20 protein-coding genes and 4 pseudogenes are annotated in these 19,853 nt (G+C 53.7%); 14 read left to right on the forward strand and 10 right to left on the reverse strand.

Annotation, left to right across the window (positions count from 1 at the left end):
- Positions 1-5: 5 nt before the first annotated feature.
- Positions 6-1,070, reverse strand: coding sequence for an extracellular solute-binding protein (locus H620_RS0110015; protein WP_027907263.1), 1,065 nt, complete (start codon positions 1,068-1,070; stop codon positions 6-8).
- 338 nt (positions 1,071-1,408) lie between these two features.
- On the opposite strand from H620_RS0110015, the gene H620_RS0110020 reads away from it, so the two are divergent.
- From H620_RS0110020 to H620_RS26930, 4 genes and pseudogenes are all read left to right on the forward strand, one after another.
- Complete coding sequence (locus H620_RS0110020; RefSeq protein ID WP_027907264.1) at positions 1,409-2,680, forward strand: NAD(P)/FAD-dependent oxidoreductase; 1,272 nt, start codon at positions 1,409-1,411, stop codon at positions 2,678-2,680.
- A 29-nt stretch (positions 2,681-2,709) separates the two neighbouring features.
- Complete coding sequence (locus tag H620_RS27755) at positions 2,710-3,126, forward strand: cupin domain-containing protein (RefSeq protein ID WP_081669668.1); 417 nt, start codon at positions 2,710-2,712, stop codon at positions 3,124-3,126.
- 21 nt (positions 3,127-3,147) lie between these two features.
- The gene (locus H620_RS0110030; protein WP_081669669.1) at positions 3,148-3,789 is read left to right on the forward strand and encodes a helix-turn-helix domain-containing protein; all 642 of its coding nucleotides are present in this window, start codon (positions 3,148-3,150) and stop codon (positions 3,787-3,789) included.
- Positions 3,790-4,094: 305 nt separating this feature from the next.
- Positions 4,095-4,199: pseudogene (locus H620_RS26930) on the forward strand (transposase); the annotation flags it as partial.
- A 98-nt stretch (positions 4,200-4,297) separates the two neighbouring features.
- Here the strand turns inward: H620_RS26930 and H620_RS0110040 are convergent.
- The gene (locus H620_RS0110040; protein ID WP_027907266.1) at positions 4,298-5,329 is read right to left on the reverse strand and encodes a histone deacetylase family protein; all 1,032 of its coding nucleotides are present in this window, start codon (positions 5,327-5,329) and stop codon (positions 4,298-4,300) included.
- A 122-nt stretch (positions 5,330-5,451) separates the two neighbouring features.
- Between H620_RS0110040 and H620_RS0110045 the strand changes: the two genes are divergently transcribed.
- On the forward strand, positions 5,452-5,955 hold the full coding sequence (locus H620_RS0110045; protein ID WP_027907267.1) for an Lrp/AsnC family transcriptional regulator: 504 nt from the start codon (positions 5,452-5,454) through the stop codon (positions 5,953-5,955).
- Positions 5,956-6,397: 442 nt separating this feature from the next.
- Entirely contained in the window at positions 6,398-7,123 is a 726-nt protein-coding gene (locus tag H620_RS25695; RefSeq protein ID WP_049818757.1) for an IclR family transcriptional regulator, read from the forward strand.
- Between the two features lie 44 nt (positions 7,124-7,167).
- On the opposite strand, the gene H620_RS0110055 is transcribed toward H620_RS25695, so the two are convergent.
- Positions 7,168-8,190: a TauD/TfdA family dioxygenase gene (locus H620_RS0110055; RefSeq protein WP_027907268.1), complete on the reverse strand. Its 1,023-nt coding sequence runs from the start codon at positions 8,188-8,190 to the stop codon at positions 7,168-7,170.
- A gap of 382 nt (positions 8,191-8,572) precedes the next feature.
- On the reverse strand, positions 8,573-8,926 hold the full coding sequence (locus tag H620_RS26935) for a hypothetical protein (RefSeq protein WP_027907269.1): 354 nt from the start codon (positions 8,924-8,926) through the stop codon (positions 8,573-8,575).
- Positions 8,927-8,964: 38 nt separating this feature from the next.
- Between H620_RS26935 and H620_RS0110065 the strand changes: the two genes are divergently transcribed.
- The 8 genes and pseudogenes from H620_RS0110065 to H620_RS0110095 form a co-directional block, all read left to right on the forward strand.
- A complete protein-coding gene (locus tag H620_RS0110065; RefSeq protein WP_027907270.1) occupies positions 8,965-10,311 on the forward strand; it encodes a TRAP transporter large permease subunit in 1,347 nt (448 codons plus the stop codon).
- Positions 10,312-10,336: 25 nt separating this feature from the next.
- Positions 10,337-10,657, forward strand: coding sequence for a hypothetical protein (locus tag H620_RS0110070; RefSeq protein ID WP_049818758.1), 321 nt, complete (start codon positions 10,337-10,339; stop codon positions 10,655-10,657).
- Between the two features lie 141 nt (positions 10,658-10,798).
- Positions 10,799-11,497: a TerC family protein gene (locus tag H620_RS0110075; RefSeq protein ID WP_027907272.1), complete on the forward strand. Its 699-nt coding sequence runs from the start codon at positions 10,799-10,801 to the stop codon at positions 11,495-11,497.
- Positions 11,498-12,020: 523 nt separating this feature from the next.
- The gene (locus H620_RS0110080; protein ID WP_483314012.1) at positions 12,021-12,587 is read left to right on the forward strand and encodes a TolC family protein; all 567 of its coding nucleotides are present in this window, start codon (positions 12,021-12,023) and stop codon (positions 12,585-12,587) included.
- 131 nt (positions 12,588-12,718) lie between these two features.
- Positions 12,719-13,138: pseudogene (locus H620_RS27575) on the forward strand (LysR family transcriptional regulator); the annotation flags it as partial.
- Between the two features lie 216 nt (positions 13,139-13,354).
- Positions 13,355-13,696 (forward strand): DoxX family protein, encoded by a 342-nt coding sequence (locus H620_RS25700; RefSeq protein ID WP_049818759.1) that lies wholly within the window; start codon positions 13,355-13,357, stop codon positions 13,694-13,696.
- A 765-nt stretch (positions 13,697-14,461) separates the two neighbouring features.
- Positions 14,462-14,608: pseudogene (locus H620_RS27395) on the forward strand (IS110 family transposase); the annotation flags it as partial.
- A 16-nt stretch (positions 14,609-14,624) separates the two neighbouring features.
- Positions 14,625-14,921: pseudogene (locus H620_RS0110095) on the forward strand (IS3 family transposase); the annotation flags it as partial.
- Between the two features lie 121 nt (positions 14,922-15,042).
- Here H620_RS0110095 and H620_RS0110100 read toward each other — a convergent pair.
- From H620_RS0110100 to H620_RS0110125, 6 genes are read right to left on the reverse strand one after another with little or no spacing between them, the layout of a single operon-like run.
- On the reverse strand, positions 15,043-15,720 hold the full coding sequence (locus tag H620_RS0110100; RefSeq protein WP_027907275.1) for an RraA family protein: 678 nt from the start codon (positions 15,718-15,720) through the stop codon (positions 15,043-15,045).
- Positions 15,721-15,773: 53 nt separating this feature from the next.
- Positions 15,774-16,808 carry an amidohydrolase family protein gene (locus H620_RS0110105; protein WP_027907276.1) on the reverse strand — a complete coding sequence of 345 codons (1,035 nt, stop codon included), beginning with the start codon at positions 16,806-16,808 and terminating at the stop codon, positions 15,774-15,776.
- Complete coding sequence (locus H620_RS0110110) at positions 16,808-17,536, reverse strand: amino acid ABC transporter ATP-binding protein (protein WP_027907277.1); 729 nt, start codon at positions 17,534-17,536, stop codon at positions 16,808-16,810. Before H620_RS0110110 ends, H620_RS0110105 begins: the two co-directional genes overlap by 1 nt.
- A complete protein-coding gene (locus H620_RS25705; RefSeq protein ID WP_049818760.1) occupies positions 17,533-18,276 on the reverse strand; it encodes an amino acid ABC transporter permease in 744 nt (247 codons plus the stop codon). The genes H620_RS0110110 and H620_RS25705 overlap by 4 nt, the downstream gene beginning before the upstream one ends.
- Positions 18,277-18,279: 3 nt before the next feature.
- Positions 18,280-18,981 (reverse strand): amino acid ABC transporter permease, encoded by a 702-nt coding sequence (locus H620_RS0110120; RefSeq protein ID WP_027907278.1) that lies wholly within the window; start codon positions 18,979-18,981, stop codon positions 18,280-18,282.
- 30 nt (positions 18,982-19,011) lie between these two features.
- Positions 19,012-19,815, reverse strand: a complete 804-nt coding sequence (locus H620_RS0110125; RefSeq protein WP_027907279.1) for a transporter substrate-binding domain-containing protein — start codon at positions 19,813-19,815, stop codon at positions 19,012-19,014.
- Positions 19,816-19,853: the final 38 nt, after the last annotated feature.

The following is a 19,853-nucleotide window of genomic DNA, read 5'->3' on the forward strand; positions in this document are numbered from 1 at the left end:
ATCACTCAGTTACCCGTAATGAACGCGGCCCACTTTTCTTTGAGCTCTGCGTTGTGCTTGACCCAGTAGTCGAGATCGTAATTGAACGCGCTCGCCAGTTTCTCAGGGGTGTTAGTCATCCACTGTGCGGTTAGCGGATCGAGCTTTGGACGTGCGTCGATGTTCACAGGCGAATATGACGTAGTCTCTGCAAGTCGCTCTTGGGCAGCCCTACCCAGATAAGCATTGAGTAGCGAGTAGGCCGCATCCCTGTTCGGAGCTCCCACGGGAATCGACAGCTGATCTTTTACGACCACCCAGTCCTTCCATACAGGGGCATAGCTCGCACCATTTTCGACTGCGGCCTTCGCTCGACCACTCCACACAATGGCCATGTCCGCCTCGCCACTCTCTAGGAGTTGCTGGGACTGGGCACCCGTCTGCCACAGGATCAGGTGATCGCGCATACCGCGATATTTATCGAGGGCACGATCAATGTTCGCGGGATGAAGCTGGTCTTTGGGGACGCCATCAGCGAGCAGCGCGAGGTCGATGATGTACCCCTCAGCATCCCCATATCCAGGCATCGCCCGTGTCCCTGGGAATTTTTTAGTATCGAAAAAATCCGCCCAGCTTTGCGGCGGATGGTCGCCGTAGACTTTCTTGTTGTAGACGAGAATGGCGGCATAGTTCATTGCCGGCACGCTACACTCCCCGACTTGGCCAGAAGGGATTTTCGAGGTATCGATACGCTTGAAGTCGAGTCTCTCGAACAGAGTCCCGCAGTACACGTATGGAATCATGTCGCCGCTGTCGACCACGTCCCACATGACATTCCCAGCCTGTGACTGAGCCTGCAACTTGGCCACTTCTGTAGGCCCATCAGAGAGGATGCTGACCCCACTCACGTCAGCGAACTCCTTGAGTGCCGCAATCTGCCCGGCCTGGTACACCCCGCCATACGACACGAAGGTAACGCTCTCACCTTTGTGTGATCCTGCAGCTGTCTCCCCGGCCACAGGTGTTGCTGCGCTCGCGGTAGCTGCGCAGAAAAGGGTGACGCAAGCGCTCAGCGCAAGTGTCTTTTTCATGAGCCTTCTCCTAATCATTTTGTGGTGTGTAGGCACTTGCACCGTAGCCCGGATGACCGAGCGGGTGGGTGTTTCATTTCCATCCCTATCCGACGTTTACGCTGCCTAGATCGAAATCATTTCTGGCGTCGTCGCATCTCTTCAAGCGCCAAGCGGCGGTTGGAAGCGGGACGTGCAAAAAGGCTGTGGCAAAAGAAAACCACTATTTATTTTCCATTGCAATAAAAATTTGTACGTATTTTTTTATTGCTTTTAAAAAAAACCATGCGTAAATTTATTTTCGTTAGCTGGATTGCTCTGCCAGCCCACTGCCACTCTGATGAACCGGAGACCCTGCGATGAAGAACTTGTACGAGGCAACCGCACGCCCGGTGGTTGAGACTAGCCGTCTTGCAGGCGTGGTCAGTGCCGACGTTGCGATCATCGGCGGTGGATACACAGGCCTCAGCGCTGCTCTTCGGCTTGCTGAAGGCGGAGCCAATGTTGTGCTTCTTGAAGCTGCCGACATTGGTCACGGATGCTCTGGACGTAATGGAGGGCAGGTTAATCCTGGGTTGAAAGAGCTCCCCGACGACGTTGAGAAACACTGGGGCTCTTCACTCGGCGCACGCATGAACCGGATGGCGAGTGACGCTGCAGGTGAGGTGTTCGATCTCATTGGAACATTGGGAATAGACTGTGAGCCCCGTCGAACCGGATCTATACGAGCAGCTGTAGACGCTGCGGGGTTGCGTCAGGTGAATGCCCACGTCCATCAGAATTCGGCCGCTGGGCACCCGGTTCGTTATCTAGATGCTCAAGAGATAGCCCGACTGACGGGTACCAATGTTTATCTCGGCGGCGCCATGGATGGACGCGGTGGGCACATCAACCCATTGGCTTATGCCAGAGGACTCGCGCTAGCTGCTCAAGGGAAAGGGGCGGCCTTGTTCACACAGAGCCGGGTCGAATCGATCTCAAGGCAAAATGGCGGCTTCCGACTCAAGACTCAGATCGGGCAAGCGCAGGCTACACAGCTCATTGTATGTACCAACGGTTACGCCGATGGAGTATGGCCAGGCCTGCAAAAGGCAATGGTGCCCGTTTACACCTACCTCACAGCAACCGAACCACTTCCGCAGGCCATGAGAGACGCCATCATGCCGTGCGGATCAGCACTATTTGAAACCGCTTGGGACGTCGTTTATTACCGCCTGGATGACGCAGGCCGACTGATCATTGGTGGACGCGGCCCGCAACGAGACGCCCGTGGAAACGGGGACTACCAGCACCTTCGAAAATACGCATTGAAGCTGTGGCCCTTTCTGCAAGGAATTAAATTCCCTTGGGGCTGGTATGGCCAGGTATCAGTAACACCAGATCACTATCCACATCTTGTTGAACCTGAACCAGGCGTCCGCCTGATGTATGGCTATAACGGCCGAGGCATCGCGGTAGCGACCGCCGCTGGAAAAATGCTGGCAGATCGAGTGCTCTCTGGAGGTCAGACAGAAATAGCGCTGCCAGTGCGCACAGCACTCCACCCTGTTCCCTTTCATCGATTTTGGCGGGCTGGCGCTCACGCGACCATCGTTTGGAACCTACTCAAAGACACGTTCGCCGGGCGATAACCGGCTTTCAGAAAAAAGTGAGATTGAATATGCATTCAACAGTCAAATACCCTACATTAGTACTGCCCACAGCCCCTACCGCTCCACGCCCTAGCCCTAGCGGTACGGCATCAGAATTGGCAGACGCAGCGCCCTACTCTCAATCCTGGCCTGCGGGAAAACTGCCCAGCGGGAGCGGCGTACGCTATGGCGCGTGGATGGGGGAGCCAGGGTTTATCAAAGTCGACTCTTACCCCCATGATGAGTTTTTCATCATGGGCTCCGGGATCGTGAGGCTCCTGGGCACAGAAGGTGATGAGCTCGAAGTGCGCGCGGGCGACACCTGCCTTATTCATCGAGGCTGGGCTGGTACCTGGCAGACAGTTGAAACGACACACAAGGTATTCATCATCATTGATCCTCAGGATGCGAGCGGTACAGATACGACAGTTGATGTAGTATCATGAGAGATCTCCCGAGAGCTAAGCATGAATCAATTACCTGAAAACCCGATGGACATCACTGATCTCGACATTGATTTGCATGCCTCGGTTGAAAATGGCCCCATTGACGAACTTGGTTCGCGAATTCGGCTACGGCGCAAGATGAAACGGTTAAAACTTGTGCAGGTAGCAAAAGCTGCAGGGATTTCTCCCGCCCAGCTAAGCCAGATTGAACGCGGTAATTCCCGGCCTTCAATCGGGAAACTTGTACTGCTTTGCAAAGCTCTTGGCATGCCGATTAGCTGGTTGTTCGATGATGGCCAACGGGAAAGTGTAGACGCCGAGGAAAGCAATGTCGTCGTCCGCAAAGCAAACCGCCGCCATGTCAATTTTCCCGCGAGCGGCATGGAGAAGGACATGCTCACGCCAGATACCATGCCGGATATCCAAATGATGCGCGTGGTGCTGAAGGCCGACGGGACAACCGGCGAAGCTCCCTACAACGAAAATGAAGGAGCTAAATGTGGTCTGGTCTTACGAGGTTCGATAGTTCTCGAAATCGATGGAGTTGCTCACCACTTGAATGCAGGCGACTCTTTTGCATTTAGCGCGACATCATTGACAAGATTCTGGGGAAATGGCGAAGAAAGCGAAGTCATTTGGGCATGCTCTCCAGCATTCTATTGATCAAGCTCGACGTGCTCAGACGCTAGCCATAACCTGCAATATCCAGCGATCTAGAGTCTTGCTTTACCAGTAGGCGGTATACTCGCGAAAGCGTATTTCAGGCACCTCAAACCATTTCGACTTCACATTATTGAGAACTCGTTTGATGGACGATGAGGATGTGCGCTCTCCATGTATCACCGCCCACTCTAGCAGAGACGCTGTGTAGCGGCGGCATAGGCGATCTCAGACATGCTGCTGTCTGAATCGCGCCTGGTTTCCTAGACACCTCCAAGCCTCATAATGAGGTCCAAACAGGAGGTGCCATGAGTCGTCAGCATTACCCCGAAGAATTCAAAATCGAAGCGGTCAAGCACGTGACCGAGAAAGGCAAATCTGTCGCCTATGTCGCTCAGCGCTTGCGGATATCGGTTCCATGGGCGACCTCTTTTTATTGTTTGAGTGTCAACGCCTGTCGCCGACCCGGCGATATTTCCCAGGCCGACAGCGTGAGTCCAGCTCATGGGCCTTAGCGCCCGCCTTCAAATCCTTGTAGGGTGTTAACGGCGTTGATGCCGATTTCATCGACCATGTAGCCGCCTTCCATCACGGACAGCGTCGCAATGCCAGCTCCCGCGATGTCCGCGCCTAAGCGTAGGAAGTCCTCGCTGGTGAGTTTGAAGTGGCTGATTGGGTCGTCCTCGAAGGTATCGACGCCCAGCGAGATCACCAGAAAGTCGGGTTTGTACGCGACGATCCGGATCAGGGCGTCGGTCAGCGCCTGTCGGTAACTGGCCCAGGCGGTACCTCTGGCCAGTGGATAGTTCACGGTGAAGCCCTCCCCCGCTCCCGCCCCCCGCTCGTGTTCAAAGCCCGAGAAGTACGGGTAGGACACATGCGGGTCACCATGAAGGGAGGCAAAGAAGACATCAGGGCGGTCGTAGAAAATGTTCTGCGTGCCATTACCGTGATGGAAATCCACATCCAGCACGGCAACTCGTTTGGCCCCCTGGCTCAGGCATCGCTCTGCGGCAATGGCCGCATTGTTCAGGTAGCAGTAGCCGCCCATGTATTCGCGGGCGGCGTGGTGGCCAGGCGGACGGCAAAGAGCAAATGCACTGGGCGCACCGTCGATCACGCGTTGTATTCCGGTAAGGGCCACATCGGCACTACTGCGCACCGCCTCCCAAGTGCCACCGGTAATCGGCGCGCCGGCATCCATGGCGTAGAAGCCAAGTTTGCCGTCTATGAAGCCTGGCTCGCGGTCGATGGCAAGATCACGCACCGGCCAGACTAATGGCAAGGCATCATGGGTCTTGCCGGTTGCAGTCCACTCAGCCCAAGCGTTCTCCAGAAAGGCCACATAGCGCTCACTGTGTGCGGCGACGTAGCAGGCACGATCGAACGCCTGCGCACTGATCACATCACCCAAGCCGGCGCTCTTAACCCGCGCCAATACGGTCTCGGCGCGCTGCGGACTTTCAAAAGACGGTGTTACGGCTCCGTCCTTGAGCTCACACCCATGGTGTAAGCGATGGTTTTCACTGAAGACCGTCAGCACGCGAGTATCCTTCTGATCAGGTTTCTGGATGAACAATTCTCGCGTTATGCTGCAGAAAATTCTTTGCTTTATGCTCACACTATCGGTATTTTTGAGCAAAATACCCACATTAAATGGGATACATGAGCAAAGATTTTGCTTACGATCAAATCGACGCAGTGGATCTGGATCTGCTGCGGCTTTTACAAGAGGACGGCACACTTTCCAGCGCTGCGCTGAGCGAGCGACTATCAATGACCGTTACACCATGTTGGCGCCGACGAAAGCGAATGGAAGAACTGGGCATCATCAAGGACTATCAGACCAACCTGGATCGACGCAAACTTGGTTACGACGTGATGGCATTCGCCCAGGTGCGCTTTGGAAACCACTCGGCAAACGCGCCTGACGAGTTCGAACAGGTGATCATGAAGCTGCCTCAGGTGCTGTCTTGCCATAAAGTCACGGGCGAGGCTGACTATGTTCTTACAGTGTTGGCCACTGACCTCGAAAGTTACGGAATTTTCGTAGAAGAGGTGCTCCGTCGCCAGCCTGGAATTTCCTCAATCCAGTCCAGCTTGGCTCTAAGAGAAATTAAGGCAGTATCAAGGATACCCGTTGGAAAAACAGGCCGCCAGCAGACTTAATGCTCAGCGAGAATCAGTTATCACCGACCATCAAATAAATTCTTCTCAATGCACTATATCGAATTAACCCTAACCAGAGTTAAACCACGAATATGACAGAGATCACTCAAGAAATCGATCAATAGATTGCACACACGACCGAATGCTAAACTTGTGTTCACAAAGAAACACCACCAGACCCAAAACAAAACCCTAACAACTGATTAAAGCACATCACCACACGTGCAAAACGAAATTCGAAAATCGCTAGACAAGCACTCAATAAAAACAAACACCCCAAATCATCAATTACATCAAACAAAGGCGTTAGCGACTCACCGCTCACCTATAAAAAAGCTCACTTTTGAGAATATTATCGACTTTTAAACCCGCCCCAGGCTATTGAGCAAAACGGCACCTTGATGTATATTTCCAAATCCTATAGTCAGTAGAGATCAATTCGATGCAAGAAAAGCCGCAAGCTGTCGACAGGTCCGTAGCCGCGGCAGACAGAACGTTGGCTCTGTTAGATGCTTTCATCGGAGCTGAGACCGAGCTATCTTTAACGGACTTAGAAAAGCGCACAGATCTTTTTAAGAGTGTCATCTTGCGCTACATGATCTCGTTTGAGCGCTGGGGATACGTGCGAAAAGGGCAAGATGGGAATTACCGCCTAGGCCCCAGAGCCTTCCAGTTAGGACGTGCGTTTGAACGCTCACTGAAAGCTACCGAGATTATTCAAACGGCTCTTGACCAACTCACTCACAAGGTTGGCGAAACCTCTTCCGTATATATCCGAGATGGCGAGTGGCGGGTTTGCTGGCTGCGATCAGAATCCAACCATTTCATCAAAGTAGGCATGCAACCTGGCAAGCGCTTACCGATGGATGAGACGTCAACAGCACGGATATTGCGTCGATTTAGCGAAGAGCCTTTGTCTGACGTAGACAGCATGAGTCTTGACTTTGTCATAGCATCAGTAGGTATCGCAGATCCTCTACTCGCATCCATCGCAGCACCACTGTTTGGTGCAAACAACGAATTTATCGGGTCGTTGACTCTATCAGGGATCAACAATCGTTTCGACGCCACTCGTACCGATCTTCAGGAAATATTGCTGGCCGAAGCAATTCGCATCAGCAAGGCCCTCGGTGCATCAAATAACCGCCAGGGCGGGCGATTGGAGTAATCACCCACCCTGCCCTTCACCCCAGAAATTACTGGGGTGAAGCTTCACTCCTCACTGATATCACGATCGAATTTCGGCACCCCCATGCGCGCGGTGCCAGGGCCGAAACGCTCTGCAAACTCCAACGCCAACGGCCGAGTGTCGTTGCGCAGCCACAGCCGCAACAAGTGGCGCTTGCGATCATCTTCCTCGAAGTCGACGAACTCAGTCCGCGAATGAACAATCGTATGATTGTTCAACATCTGCATGTCGCCAGGCTCGAACTGCATCTCAAAGCACTGCTCAGGAGCGGTGGCCAAGGCGTCGAACAGATTCAGGGCCTCTTCCTGCAGGGCAGTCTTAGCTTCGCCGCTTTTAGCGAAAGCAGGTTCGATGGCGTTACGGACGTACCGCGCACTGAGATACCCCTCGTAATCGCTAAAGACCGGAATTTTGTGGTCGCTCAGTTCGCCGGCACCTGGGCGCTGTTCACCTTTAAGGTCATAGTAGAAGCCCTCGAAAAGCGGCTCCAGCAGATCTGGACGAGTCTCGAGAATTCTATTGAAAATCGTGTTCGAACTCGAGAAACGACTCAGCCCGCCCGATTGAGGTGTACGCAGGCATAGCAGGCCAACTACGTCGGCGTTGTCTGTATGGAAGTTCAATTTCGCCTTGGTGTTGTAGCCTCGAGTCTTTTGGCTATAAGTGACACCTTCATCTTTAACGTGACCCAAAAGATGAGCACGCTTGTTCTGGGTCACCGGTGTACCCAGGTACAGGCCAATCCCCCAGTAGATCCGTGAAGCATCTTCTTTCGTGTAGCGCTGCACGGGAAGCCCACGAATCACCGCCATGCCAAAACCGTGCTGCACTTCGCGATCCACTGCTTCGACGAACGGCACCAGATAGTCGAGGGGGAAATCTGCCTTGGTAATTTCCGTAATCGGCAGGTGGCGAACCTTATCCAGCAGAGCCTCCAGCTCTTCGACCCCGCGGGAGTCGAGGCGGTACAGCCACGAGTTGTCATTGGCCAGATCGTGAGGCGTCCACGCGCTCTTAGCGGTGACAGGGGTAGTGCGAATGCTCATTGTTTTCTCCTCTGAGAGGCCAGATGGGGGGGATGGCCCTAGGCAAATCATAATGACGTTATGATTTTTTGCAATGCCCCTTTACAAAAATCATAATCTGGTTATGAATATAGGTAAGCGGGCCGTGGGCCCCCTGGTTTCCCCCAAACCACTGATAGAAAAAAATAATCGAGGGGTGATGAGTTATGCGTGCCGATAATGAGTCCCAACAAGCCACAACCCCAGGTGCTAAGCACCACTGGCGCCTAGCCTGCCTGCTATCGCTATGTGGTTTCACGAGCCTGGCCGATACGACCGGAACCTCACAGAGCATCCTTGCGTTCGTTACCTGCTGCTGTGTGTTTTTGATCAAAAGCGTGCCCACCAGATCAACCGTCAACGCTCATCGGAATTTATCGTCCCTTACCGGGATCGCTTGGGCGTGCGCGGCAGGAAACGTTGCCGGGACGATCGGCAGTGCGCTGATAGCCCTCGACGGCTCTACAATTAGCAGACCTGCGGGCACTGCTATCACCATTTCAGCGCTGGCACTGACGTTGTGCTTCGCGCTGACCCGTTCATCGGTTGGCGAGAAACCCGGCATGGTGCCTCGGGTTGCAAGGACTGCTCTCAAGCCGACAACAGCAAAACTGAGCTTTGCTATGTGCGCTAAAATTAAATAACGCGCAGCACTGAGCCCAGTTTTATATCCATTGAAATGGATAATCCGAGTGCTTTGGTTGTTTGGTTTAAACATCAAGAGCGGTTCATTGATAATAACAAAGGTATACCGTTATGGGTCTTGCAGTGTGGGCATTAGCCACTTACATAGCCGTAATCATTTTATGGAGTACATGGCTTAAGCGAGGCATCGCTGAAGCTATGGTTATTGGCTTCGTAGCTGTCTGTCTATTTGGTAAAGGCGATTTTTTAGGTATTGCAGTTGGCGGCATGTCGTCTGCTTTCCAAGAACAGGTCGTTTTCTCAGCCCTGGCGTTCACATTCATCGGTTTCCTGCTCTCGAAGACCGGTATCATCGACTTGCAGGTCGCCATGCTGAACTCGATGATGGGAAGGCTTCCCGGTGGAGCCGGTTACGTAGCGACGATAGGCGCCGCACTTTTCGGCTCTGTTGCCCATGCTGGCTCTGCTAATGCCGCAACGATCGGGACTGTCACCATTCCTTGGATGAAGAAGTCGAAATGGCCAGCAGAAGTATCAGCAACTGTGGTTGCGGGCAACTCAGGCCTGGGCAACGTGATTCCACCAAGTGGCTCCTTCTTCATACTGGTTGGACTGGGTACAGTCGCCCCTTTTGTCACCGTCGAGAAGCTACTGCTTACCATGTATGCAGTCTCCGCTTGGTGTTTGCTCTGGCGCCTCATCATGGTTTTCATGTTTGTGAGGAAGCACAAGATTGGTCGCGACGGTAACGATGACATCCAGCCACTGCGTCACACCTTGAGCCAAGGCTGGTGGACCATGTTGATCTTCATTGCCATCGCTATTCCGATCTGTCTGACGCTTGGCCCTGTCAGCGAGATGCTGTCGGCTGCGCTCGGTAGCGGCAACATGAAGTCGATCTCACTGATGATCTGGATGCCTGTCATGCTTGGCATCTTCGCTCTGCTCATGGGTTGGAGGAAGCTGCCTAAAACCTTCAAAGGGTGGCATCAACTGATTGCATCTACAGCACCTCGTTATCGCGAAGTCGGTACTACTCTGGTTTTTGCTTTCGCTGGTGGTGCTTCGCTGGGGCTGCTTGGTCTGGGCGAACAGCTTTCCGACTTGCTGCAGGGCATGAATGCTTCGCCACTTACTGCATGCTTCATCGTGGTTGTGCTGGTGATCCTAGTAGCTGGCCCACTGAGCTCCACAGCAACGGTTGCAACTATTGGCGGTATTGGTTTCAGCGTGCTGATGTACGCCGGAGTGAATCCCTATCTGGCTGCAGCCTTGGTACTAATCGCTGCTTCGACGGAGGGTGCGTCCCCGCCAGGTTCAGCTTCGATATACATCGCATCCGGCATCGCCCAGGTACCACCAGCGAGGACTTTCATCCCGCTGATTGTTTACTACGTGGTGCCTTTCATCTTCATTGGTGTCGGCGTTGGTATGGGCTGGCTTCCGGTACCGGCGTAAAATTTCTCAAGATTTGGAGCGAATAATGAGCGAATCTATGACTGTACCTCGGAAAACCGCGGCCTCAGCTCACTCAGAGCCCAACGCAAAAGTGGCCAGCCCTGAAACTGAGCAAAGCATTGCTCAGAAAATCATGATCAACGGCTACGTTGGGCTTCTAGTCTTAATGCTCGGTCTCGGTTTTCTGCTCGTAACACTGCAGTCCGTGGGTCTTTTCATGCAAAGTGGAGCCCTGATTAAATACTGGGCAGATGCCCTTAACCCATGGCTTTTCACTGTTTCAGGCACCTTCGGAATCTGGACGTTGCTTACCGCCTACGTGTGCGGTTGGAAACCCCAGGAGTAACAGCACCAATCTAGGACGTTTTAAAACCTCACACCAGAGGCTCTTCAATGGGCCTCCCCTCCGTGCCGGTTATAAATTAGCCGGATTACCTGCAGCCGCTGGAGCTTAACTGTCCCAGCGGCTACCTTTTGGGCGACCTCAATGCTGGAAATATTCAACTCATTCTCATGGGCGGCACTCGCCCAGATTGTGGCAATCGACATTCTGCTGGGAGGCGACAACGCTGTTGTGATCGCTCTGGCTTGTAGAAACTTACCGGCTGATCTCAGGAAAAGAGCTATCACCGCCGGCGTTGCAGGCGCGATACTGCTTCGAATCGCTCTACTATTTTTTGCCATTCAAATTCTTGCTCTGCCCGCACTCAAAATTGTTGGCGGACTCATGTTGCTCTGGATCGGAATAAAGCTGTTTCAGGCTGAGCAGGAAGATACCGGTGAAATTGCCGGCGGGACTAAACTGATTTCCGCGGTCAAAACGATCATCATTGCAGATGCGGTCATGTCCTTGGATAACGTACTGGCGCTTGCTGGCGCAGCCGGCGGCGACCTCCTTCTCGTATCCTTGGGTGTGCTGATCAGTATTCCAATCATCGTATGGGGCAGTCGCTTTGTTCTCGCCTTGATGGATAGATTCCCACAGGTCATCGCACTCGGGGCCGCGTTGCTTGGCTGGATCGCAGGCGGCATGATCGCCGCTGATGCGCTAGTGGCAAAACATCTGGCTACAATGCCGATCACACCCTCCACCATGCACTATGCTTCAGCTGCCGTCGGTGCTGTCCTGGTCATAGCGCTTGGATATTTGATTTCGAGAAAGCGAGCATTGCCCGCGCGGAGTTGATCTACCCGTCCAAGAACAGTGTTGGCGGAGCAATGAGGAATAAAGCTACACTTCATTGCCTTTGCCATCCGATAAAACAACCTCACGCTACTTTATTGTTTCCAATCGACCATCTGCCCCCTCCACTTTGATATCACGACAGTCTGCCCACTGCTCTTCCAGAAGAAATAAATGCCAGAGCAATGACGGCTAAGTGTTCACTATGCTGTCCGTACTCACAGCAACCCGTGGGGACGGAAACCTACTCCGATACCTTTTGGGCCACTCTCACATTCGAGAGCAAAGCTACACTCCAATACGGCCTACGGCCACTTTTTGTGGTGCCAAAGGTGATCCGCTTGCATTTCACCAAGGGAGCGCGGCGTAGCAGTAGTTCTGCCACGCGCCAACACAGTGGGTCATGCGCTCCAGCAACTGCAACGCGTCGGCCTTTATTGAACGTCATGGAGATCTCCTGTTCGAGTTTCACAGGCAGTCCCGCGACCTGTGAAAGCGAATACTCGCTAGTGCTGGCTTATTGTCGTTGGCAAGGCGCCGTCGCCAAACGGCCATCAACATGGCGTCGATAGCAAGGTCGCTGCACATCCTTGATCCAGGCGTAGAGGCTGTGAACGGACATGCCCAGGCATTCAGGGCGGGCTCGTTGTTTGAGCGAGACAGCGAGACTCGTTTGCTGTCCTTGGGCGTCGATGGATCTTTCCTAAACGTCGGCCGTGTACGCGCCCGGATCGCTGCTGCCAATGCTGCGACCGCCGCGGATCTTGCAACCTACGAGCGCACCGTGCTCACTGCGATTGAGGAGACTGAGAACGCGCTGGTGGGAGTCAATCGTACTGAGCAGGAGAGCAGTCACCTGCAGCAGGCGGCTGAAGCAGGTGTTCGCGCAGCTGACGTGGCAAGGCTGCGCTTCGATCAGGGCTCGATCGACGTACTTGAGCTATTGGATGCCGAGAATGCGCGGCTCCTTGCACAAGACGCCTACATTCAGAGTCGTGCGCGCAGCACCCTGGCCACCGTAGCTCTGTACAAAGCAATGGCCGGCGGATGGGGGGACTATGTCCCCAACACGAAGATCGCCGGTAGGCAATAAGAGGGGGCATGGTCTGTGCCGTTGGGCTCGTACCCACGCCACGCCGGCACAGCGCCTTCAAACTGAAAATCGGGTACGCTGCACATGCTCCGTGCGTGGTGAGAGTTATTGGAGTGAGTCGAGGGAAAAGGATGGAATTACGTCACCTCCGCTGCTTTATTGTTCTGGCCGAGGAATTGCATTTCAGCCGTGCCGCTGACCGTCCGCATATCGAGCAGCCACCGCTGTCACGAACAATCAAAGAACTTGAGGATAGTCTAGGCGTCGTGCTTTTTGATCGAGACCGCAGGGGAACTCGACTGACTGCGGCAGGAGCGGTTTTCCGACAGGACATCTATCGACTGTTCACAGTACTTGAGCAAGCTCGCAAGAATGCGAGAGCACTCGCCGCAGGATTACAAGGGCGTGTCCGCATCACTGCTTCAGAAAGAGAGTTGAATCAACATATTTCGGCATTTCTTGCCGAATGTCGGGCGGAAGAGCCAGAGATCGAAATTCGCCTGTCGGAAGTAGCTTTAAACGAACAGTTGCGCGACCTTAGGACAGACGATGCCGGGCTGTAGGCATCAACACTGCACCTGCAAAGTCGAAAGCCTAAGAGTCAGCTTGGCCGGCAATCACCGATGAAATCTTGCGGAAAACATTGTTGATGATCACTTGCACAACTGCTCAGGCTGCCTATAGATGCGGCGAGATCACTTGAACCCGCTTCGACGTCGCGCAATGGCGAATCAGCGAAGCAATCACCACAACAAAGGAAAGCCCTCATGACATTCAATATTGCAAGCATCCTGACTTGGGTGCTCGTCGCCTTCTTCCTCGTCGGAGGCGTCATCAATGGAATTGCACCCAAAAAGGTGCAGGATGAGTACGCCCGATGGGGGTACCCCGGTTGGTTCCACTATGTCACCGCCGCGAGCGAATTGCTCACAGCACTCTTGCTGATTTTCCCCACCACTAGGATTTCTGGCGCGATTATCGGCGCTGCTGTGATGGCAGGTGCAATTGCTACCGTGCTGCGCCATCGTGAATATGCTCACGCATTCCCACCATCTATCGTCTTGGTGTTAACGGCGGCCTGCGGCTGGCTTGCTTTCAATGCAGCCTAGCTAGCCTTCTGGGCATGGAGTTGCGGCAGCTTCATTGCTTCTTGGCCGTTGTTGAGAAGATTCACTTCACCCTCGAGACAGAGCAGATCCATGAGCACACGCCGGTGAGTTCATGGACCGATTGTACGCCAATGTCGGACTGAATGGCTTTGGCGAAAATACGCAAAATCTGCGAGAGCGTGCTCTGAGTGACCGTAGCACTCGCCCCCTTGCCCCCATGCAAGGAGAACTGCCCAACAGACCAGCAACACCAATCATCATCCCCGAATCAATGTAAGCGTCCGCGCAACTCACCTTGCGTAAGTCAGGCCGGTACCCACATATGCGGCAACAGTTGCCCGATCTCACTGGCCCGCTGTGTCGGCAGAGCGAGACATCTTAAAGTAGGCCGCCGCGTACTTTCCAAGGAGTGCGGCTGAAGTACGCCTTCATCAAAGAGCACTCGACCGATTGGCGACGCAAGCCACAGCAGCAAGTGATGATTCACTCAGACAGTAAGAATGTACTGGCCAGTGTTTCCATATGGTCTGACTCACACAGCGATAGACCGATGATGGATGATCTGGTCGTGGAGTGTCCCGGGTGGCCTGACCCACACTCCGATCGACCCTTGTGTCTTTCCCTGGACCTGTCGACCATCCGGGAACACTGCACGTCAAGGTGACCGCCTTGCCGATACGTGTGACCCAAGAAGGGCCTGACGCCACGTCACTTTACTGTCTTGTCCAGGTGTCCGGTTGGAGCGGTTAAGTTCGTGCTCGGTGAACCCAGGCTTATGTCAGTCGACGTCTCGCAGAGGGACATTCGAAGCTGGAAGCTATCCGCTGCCTAAAGCGCTACATCGCACGGGAGGTCTACGGCATCATCCAGAGGCGAAATAGCATCATCAACCAAAGCGCAGTATCCACTTGACACTTAGAAGGGCGTCCAAGGCAGTCAGTTCAGTAGCTCAGAATGGCAAAGCTTCCTTAAGGCCAACAATGTGATCAGCAGCATGAGCAGACGGGGAAACTGCCATGACAACGCCGTGGCCGAGAGCTTTTTCCAGCTTTTGAAGCGGGAGCGGATCCGGCGAAAAATCTACGGAACGCGTGACGAAGCCCGAAGTGATATTTTCGATTACATCGAGATGTTCTATAACCCAAAACGTCGACAAAGCAGTGATATGCAGCTATCTCCAGTAGAGTATGAGAAACGCTATTTTCTGAGCTTGGAGAGTGTATAGGAAACTTGGGGCGATTCAATACTGCTGAGTGCTCCCCCCTCCTTTCAACGACTGCACACTTAGTAATCACGAAAAAAAGCGCCCGAAGGCGCTGAGGAAAGTCCGTCAGATCAAAAGTGCATTATTCCTCAAAGAAACAACCCTTGGATCGCAAGGAGTTAACGACCCAATCACGGCTGTTAGTACCATTGGCGATGTCGTCCAGCTGCTTGGTCTCAGCCGCATGTTTTGCGCTGGCCTTTTTCAGGATGCCGGCAGCCTCAGCCAGAGATATTGCTACGAAACCGTCATCATCGCCCACGATGAGGTCGCCTGGTTCGATGACCATACCGTTGATCGCAATCGGTACGTTGATCTCGCCAGGGCCGTCTTTATATGGGCCGCGGTGGGTCACACCAGCAGCAAAGACCGGGAAGCTGCCTTTACGGATCGCTGCAGAATCTCGAACGGCACCGTTGATGACAAAACCAGCGACTTTTTTCTTGATCGCATAAGTAATCATCAACTCGCCGGTCAAGGCGTTGGTCAGATCCCCACCAGCATCGACAACGATCACATCGCCTGGCTGTGCGATATCGAGCGCGTAGTGCAGCATCAGGTTGTCACCTGGACGACACTTTACCGTCAAAGCAGGACCGGCCAGCACTGTACCGTCATGCAACGGTCGAAGGTCGGCACCACCTGCAAACATACGATTGATGGAATCACTGATGTTGGCAACCGGTACTTCACGGAAGGCAGCTACCAGTTCATCCGAAGCAACTTGTTTTCTTTTAAGAACACGAAATCCAGTCGACATATTATCTCCTCGGCCAGTCTGCCTTAGAACTGTTGTTGCGGTTTAGGAAACGATTAAAAGCTGAGCTTGTAAGTATCTATCGCATTATTACTGAAGAGCAACGTACGCTCATCAGAATTAAAATCGGAAACAAGTCGTTTAAAGCTATTCCACAAGACACTGTACGAGAACATTCCCTTATCAACAGGAAAATTGCTTTCAAACATACAGCGCTCAACACCAAACAGCTCGATCACGGTAAGGATGTATGGCGCCCAATCCATAGCCAAAGTTTCAGACGAAGGCGGTTTTTGTCTGAGATGGTAATCGAAGCCACCGATACTCATGCCCAGGCCGCCCAATTTGACTCGGACATTCGGAAGCTCTGCAAGTCTGGCTAGACTTGCCCGCCACTCGTTGAAAACCAGCCCTCGGTTGTTAGCGTACTCGCGAACGCCCAGTGGCCCCCCGACATGATCCAGTACAATCACCACCTCTGGATTTGCTAGCGCGAGATCCAGAACTTCTGCCAACTGGGTGTGGTACGCCCATACATCGAGCACGAGGCCATAGTCCTTCAACGCGCGAACGCCTTGCCGAAACTTTGAACTGCTCAACAACCCAGCGGGTGGGGGGTTGGGGTTCGAGACAATTTCAGAATCCCTGTGCCATGCCGTCGTGTTCCTCACGCCGCAAAGCCGGGGGCCGGCTCGCTCCTGCATTTCAGCCAACACCCGCCGCACCGCGTCCCCCAGGCTCAAGTCGGCTCCGGCCACGATGCCTGCGCAGAGCCTGGCATCACCGTACAGTCCGCTAGCAGAGAGGGCCGCAATGCAGTTGGCGAACTCAACTTCTCCCACAGTCTTGAATGCGTCCACTCGCCCTTCCTGGAACATCGAACGACACTGAACGTAAACCGACGCAATGATGTTGTGCTTACCGGATGTATCCGCTCGGAGTTCGTCAAATAGGTAACGACCGCTCGGCCGATCCCAAAGGTGGTGATGAGCATCAACGATCGGCAGGTCTGCATCAAGAGCCTCCTCCTGATGCAATGCCAACCATTCCTCCCGAACAGCGATGTGTGGCGAGCGAGCTGCAGTGTTCATCAGTGGGCCCGGATGTCCGAAATGAACTTCGCCGCTCGCGGATGCTTCGGCGCGGTGAAGAAGTCCTCCGGGGTCCCCCGCTCCAACACTGTGCCGGCATCCATAAACCAGATACGATCCGCCACTTCGCGGGCGAAGCCCATCTCGTGGGTGACGCAAATCATGGTCATACCTTCCGATGCCAAGTCCTTCATGACCTGCAGCACCTCCCCTACCATCTCGGGGTCAAGCGCGCTGGTCGGCTCATCAAAAAGCATGACCGGCGGATCCATCGCCAATGCTCGGGCAATCGCGACGCGCTGCTGCTGACCGCCCGAGAGCTGGGGAGGCATGGCGTCGGCCTTGTGCGCAAGACCCACCTTGGCCAGCAACGCCAGGGCTTTGTCCTTGATCTCTTTGCGATCGGCTTTGAGAACCGTCAGCGGGCCGATCATGACGTTATCGAGCACGCTCATGTGCGGGAATAAGTTGAACGACTGGAAGACGAAACCAATGCGGCTACGAATGGCGTTCAACTGCGTTTTGTGAGCATGCACTTCAGAGCCGCAGACTACGATGCTCCCGTCCTGAATCTCTTCCAGGCGATTGACTGTACGAATTAACGTCGACTTGCCAGACCCCGAAGGACCGCAGACCACCACAACCTCCCCTTTCTCGACGGTTTCGGTGATGTTGTTGAGCGCGTGATAATCGCCGTACCACTTGTTTACATTTTTAAATTCGATCATTTCGAGGCCTCCAGGTGCACTGGCGTATCAATATTGTTTTGGGACTGGCGACCTACGCCCGAACGCTTACGGCCGATATAGCCTTCAAGCCACTTGACCATGCGGCTCAGCGAGAAGCAGAGGACGAAGTAGCATAGAGCTAGCAGGATGTAGACCTGGAACGGTTTGGTGAGCAGTTGGTTGTTGATCTGATAAGCCGCGAACGTAACCTCCTGAGTACCAATGAGGTAGGCCAGTGAGGTATTTTTGGTGATCAGAACAAACTGGTTGAGGATGCTCGGTATCATGTTGAAGAGCGCCTGCGGCAGAATGATCTTTCGCATGCATTGCCAATAGGTCATTCCCAAGGCGCGCGCAGCCTCGGTCTGCCCTTTGTTCACCGAATCGATCCCAGCACGGATCACCTCTCCGAGGTATGCGCCCTCGTAAAGAACAAGCGCTACCACCATGGTGACGAAACCAGAGATGTTGTAGCCAGTTACCAAGGGGACGACAAAGTAGGCCCAGAACACCAGAAGCACCAATGGAACGGCCCGAACCACGTAGGTGTAGGCTGCGGCAACTTGATAAATCGCCTTGATCTTCGAGGTTCGTGCAAGGCCGATGCAGATCGCCAACGGGAACGACACGAGCAAACTGGTAACAGCAAGAACAATGGTAAGCGCCAAACCGCCGAGCGGGCCGTTGGGAAACTGGCCGACCATCAGCATCACGCCATATTCATTAATGATGTCGATCATTTCTCACCTCGACCCTTGAATTTGAATACGGCGCTGCCAGATGCCACCCAATGCCATGATGGTCCAAGAGCCAATCAGGTAAATGATGCTGGCTACCGCATAGGTCTGGAACGTCATGTAGGTCTCGCCCTCAATCTGCCGCGTCATATACATGACTTCCGCAGTACCGATCGCCATCGCCAGCGCGGTAGTCTTGAACAGGCCTAAAGTCTGGTTAACCAGTGCAGGAGCTGCCGCCCGGATCGCTTGAGGGATCAGGATCTTGCGCAGTGTCTGGAAGTAGTTGATGCCCAGCGCACGCGCAGCTTCCGTTTGCCCGGTAGGCAGCGAGCGGAAGCCACTTCTGAGATCCTCGGAGATGTAAGCAGCCGCGTTGAGGGTGAGCGACACGATGGCAAAGAACACCTCACCGCCGTGCACGTTAATCCAGTCCTGGGTAGATTGCGGCAAAAGCTGCGGCACCCCAAAGTACCATACGAACAGCTGAACCAGGCTGGGCACGTTGCGATGGTATTCAACATACACCGTAACCAGTGAATCACCGATGCGCCCTGGGGTGAGCCGGATCATCATCAAGATGCAACCCAGCAATAAGGCAGCGATGAGCGAGACCACAAAAAGCTGGGCCGTCAGGGCTATACCTTGTAAGAACAAGTCGAGATAGCTTCCCGTCAAAAGGGAGCTAAATCCAGAGAAGATTGCCATTTATGCGCCTCCAAAAGCCGCAACTGTCAATTAACGAAACTCGGTAACAGCCGTGAGCTTCTTCTCTCTGGCCAGCTTGTATTCCGTTTCTGGACCGTACCAGTGGTCCCACATGGCCTGCAGCTCTCCTGAATCCTCCATGGCCTTTAGCGCCCCATCTACCGCCGCCGTCAGAGAGGTTTCCCCCTTCTTGATACCGATGCAGCTCGGTTCAAAATGAAGGCTTTGAGCCAGGAAGTGCATACTTTCAGTTCGAGTATGGAATCGAATGGCTGCCGGCTCAGTCATTGCCATCCCTTGAACCTTGTTCTGCTCCAACGCCATGAATGCTCCCGGCGCATCCTCGAAGCCGATTACCTTGGCACCTGGAATCTGCTGTCGCGCGTACAGTTCAGGCGTAGAGCTCTTTATAGCGCTGATTCGTTTGCCATTTAAGTCAGAGAACTCGCTGACGTTGGAGTCTTTTCTGACCAGAATCTTTACGGGAATTTGATAATAAGCCGAGCTGAAGTCGATCTGCGAAGCACGGGCCTCGGTATAACCCAACGCTGCAGCGACCAAGTCAACTCGACCGGTCATGAGGCTGGGAATCCGTGCGCTGACGGCTACTCCTTGAATATCAGCTTTCACGCCAAGATGCTTTGCAACGCCTTTGCAGACATCAACATCCAAACCAACCAGCTGACGACTGGTCGGATCCTGGTAACCCAAGGGCACGCTGTCGGTGAGTGTTGCACAGCGAATCGATCCACGTGCCTTGATGTCACTCAAAGCATCGGCGTGTACAACACTCGATGCGATGAGGCCAAGAGCGATAAAAATTATACTTTTCATGCGATACCACTCAAAAGTTACGGCAGGTCAAAGCCATT

Origin of the sequence: Pseudomonas taiwanensis DSM 21245 (assembly GCF_000425785.1) — a bacterium.
Lineage (GTDB): Bacteria > Pseudomonadota > Gammaproteobacteria > Pseudomonadales > Pseudomonadaceae > Aquipseudomonas > Aquipseudomonas taiwanensis.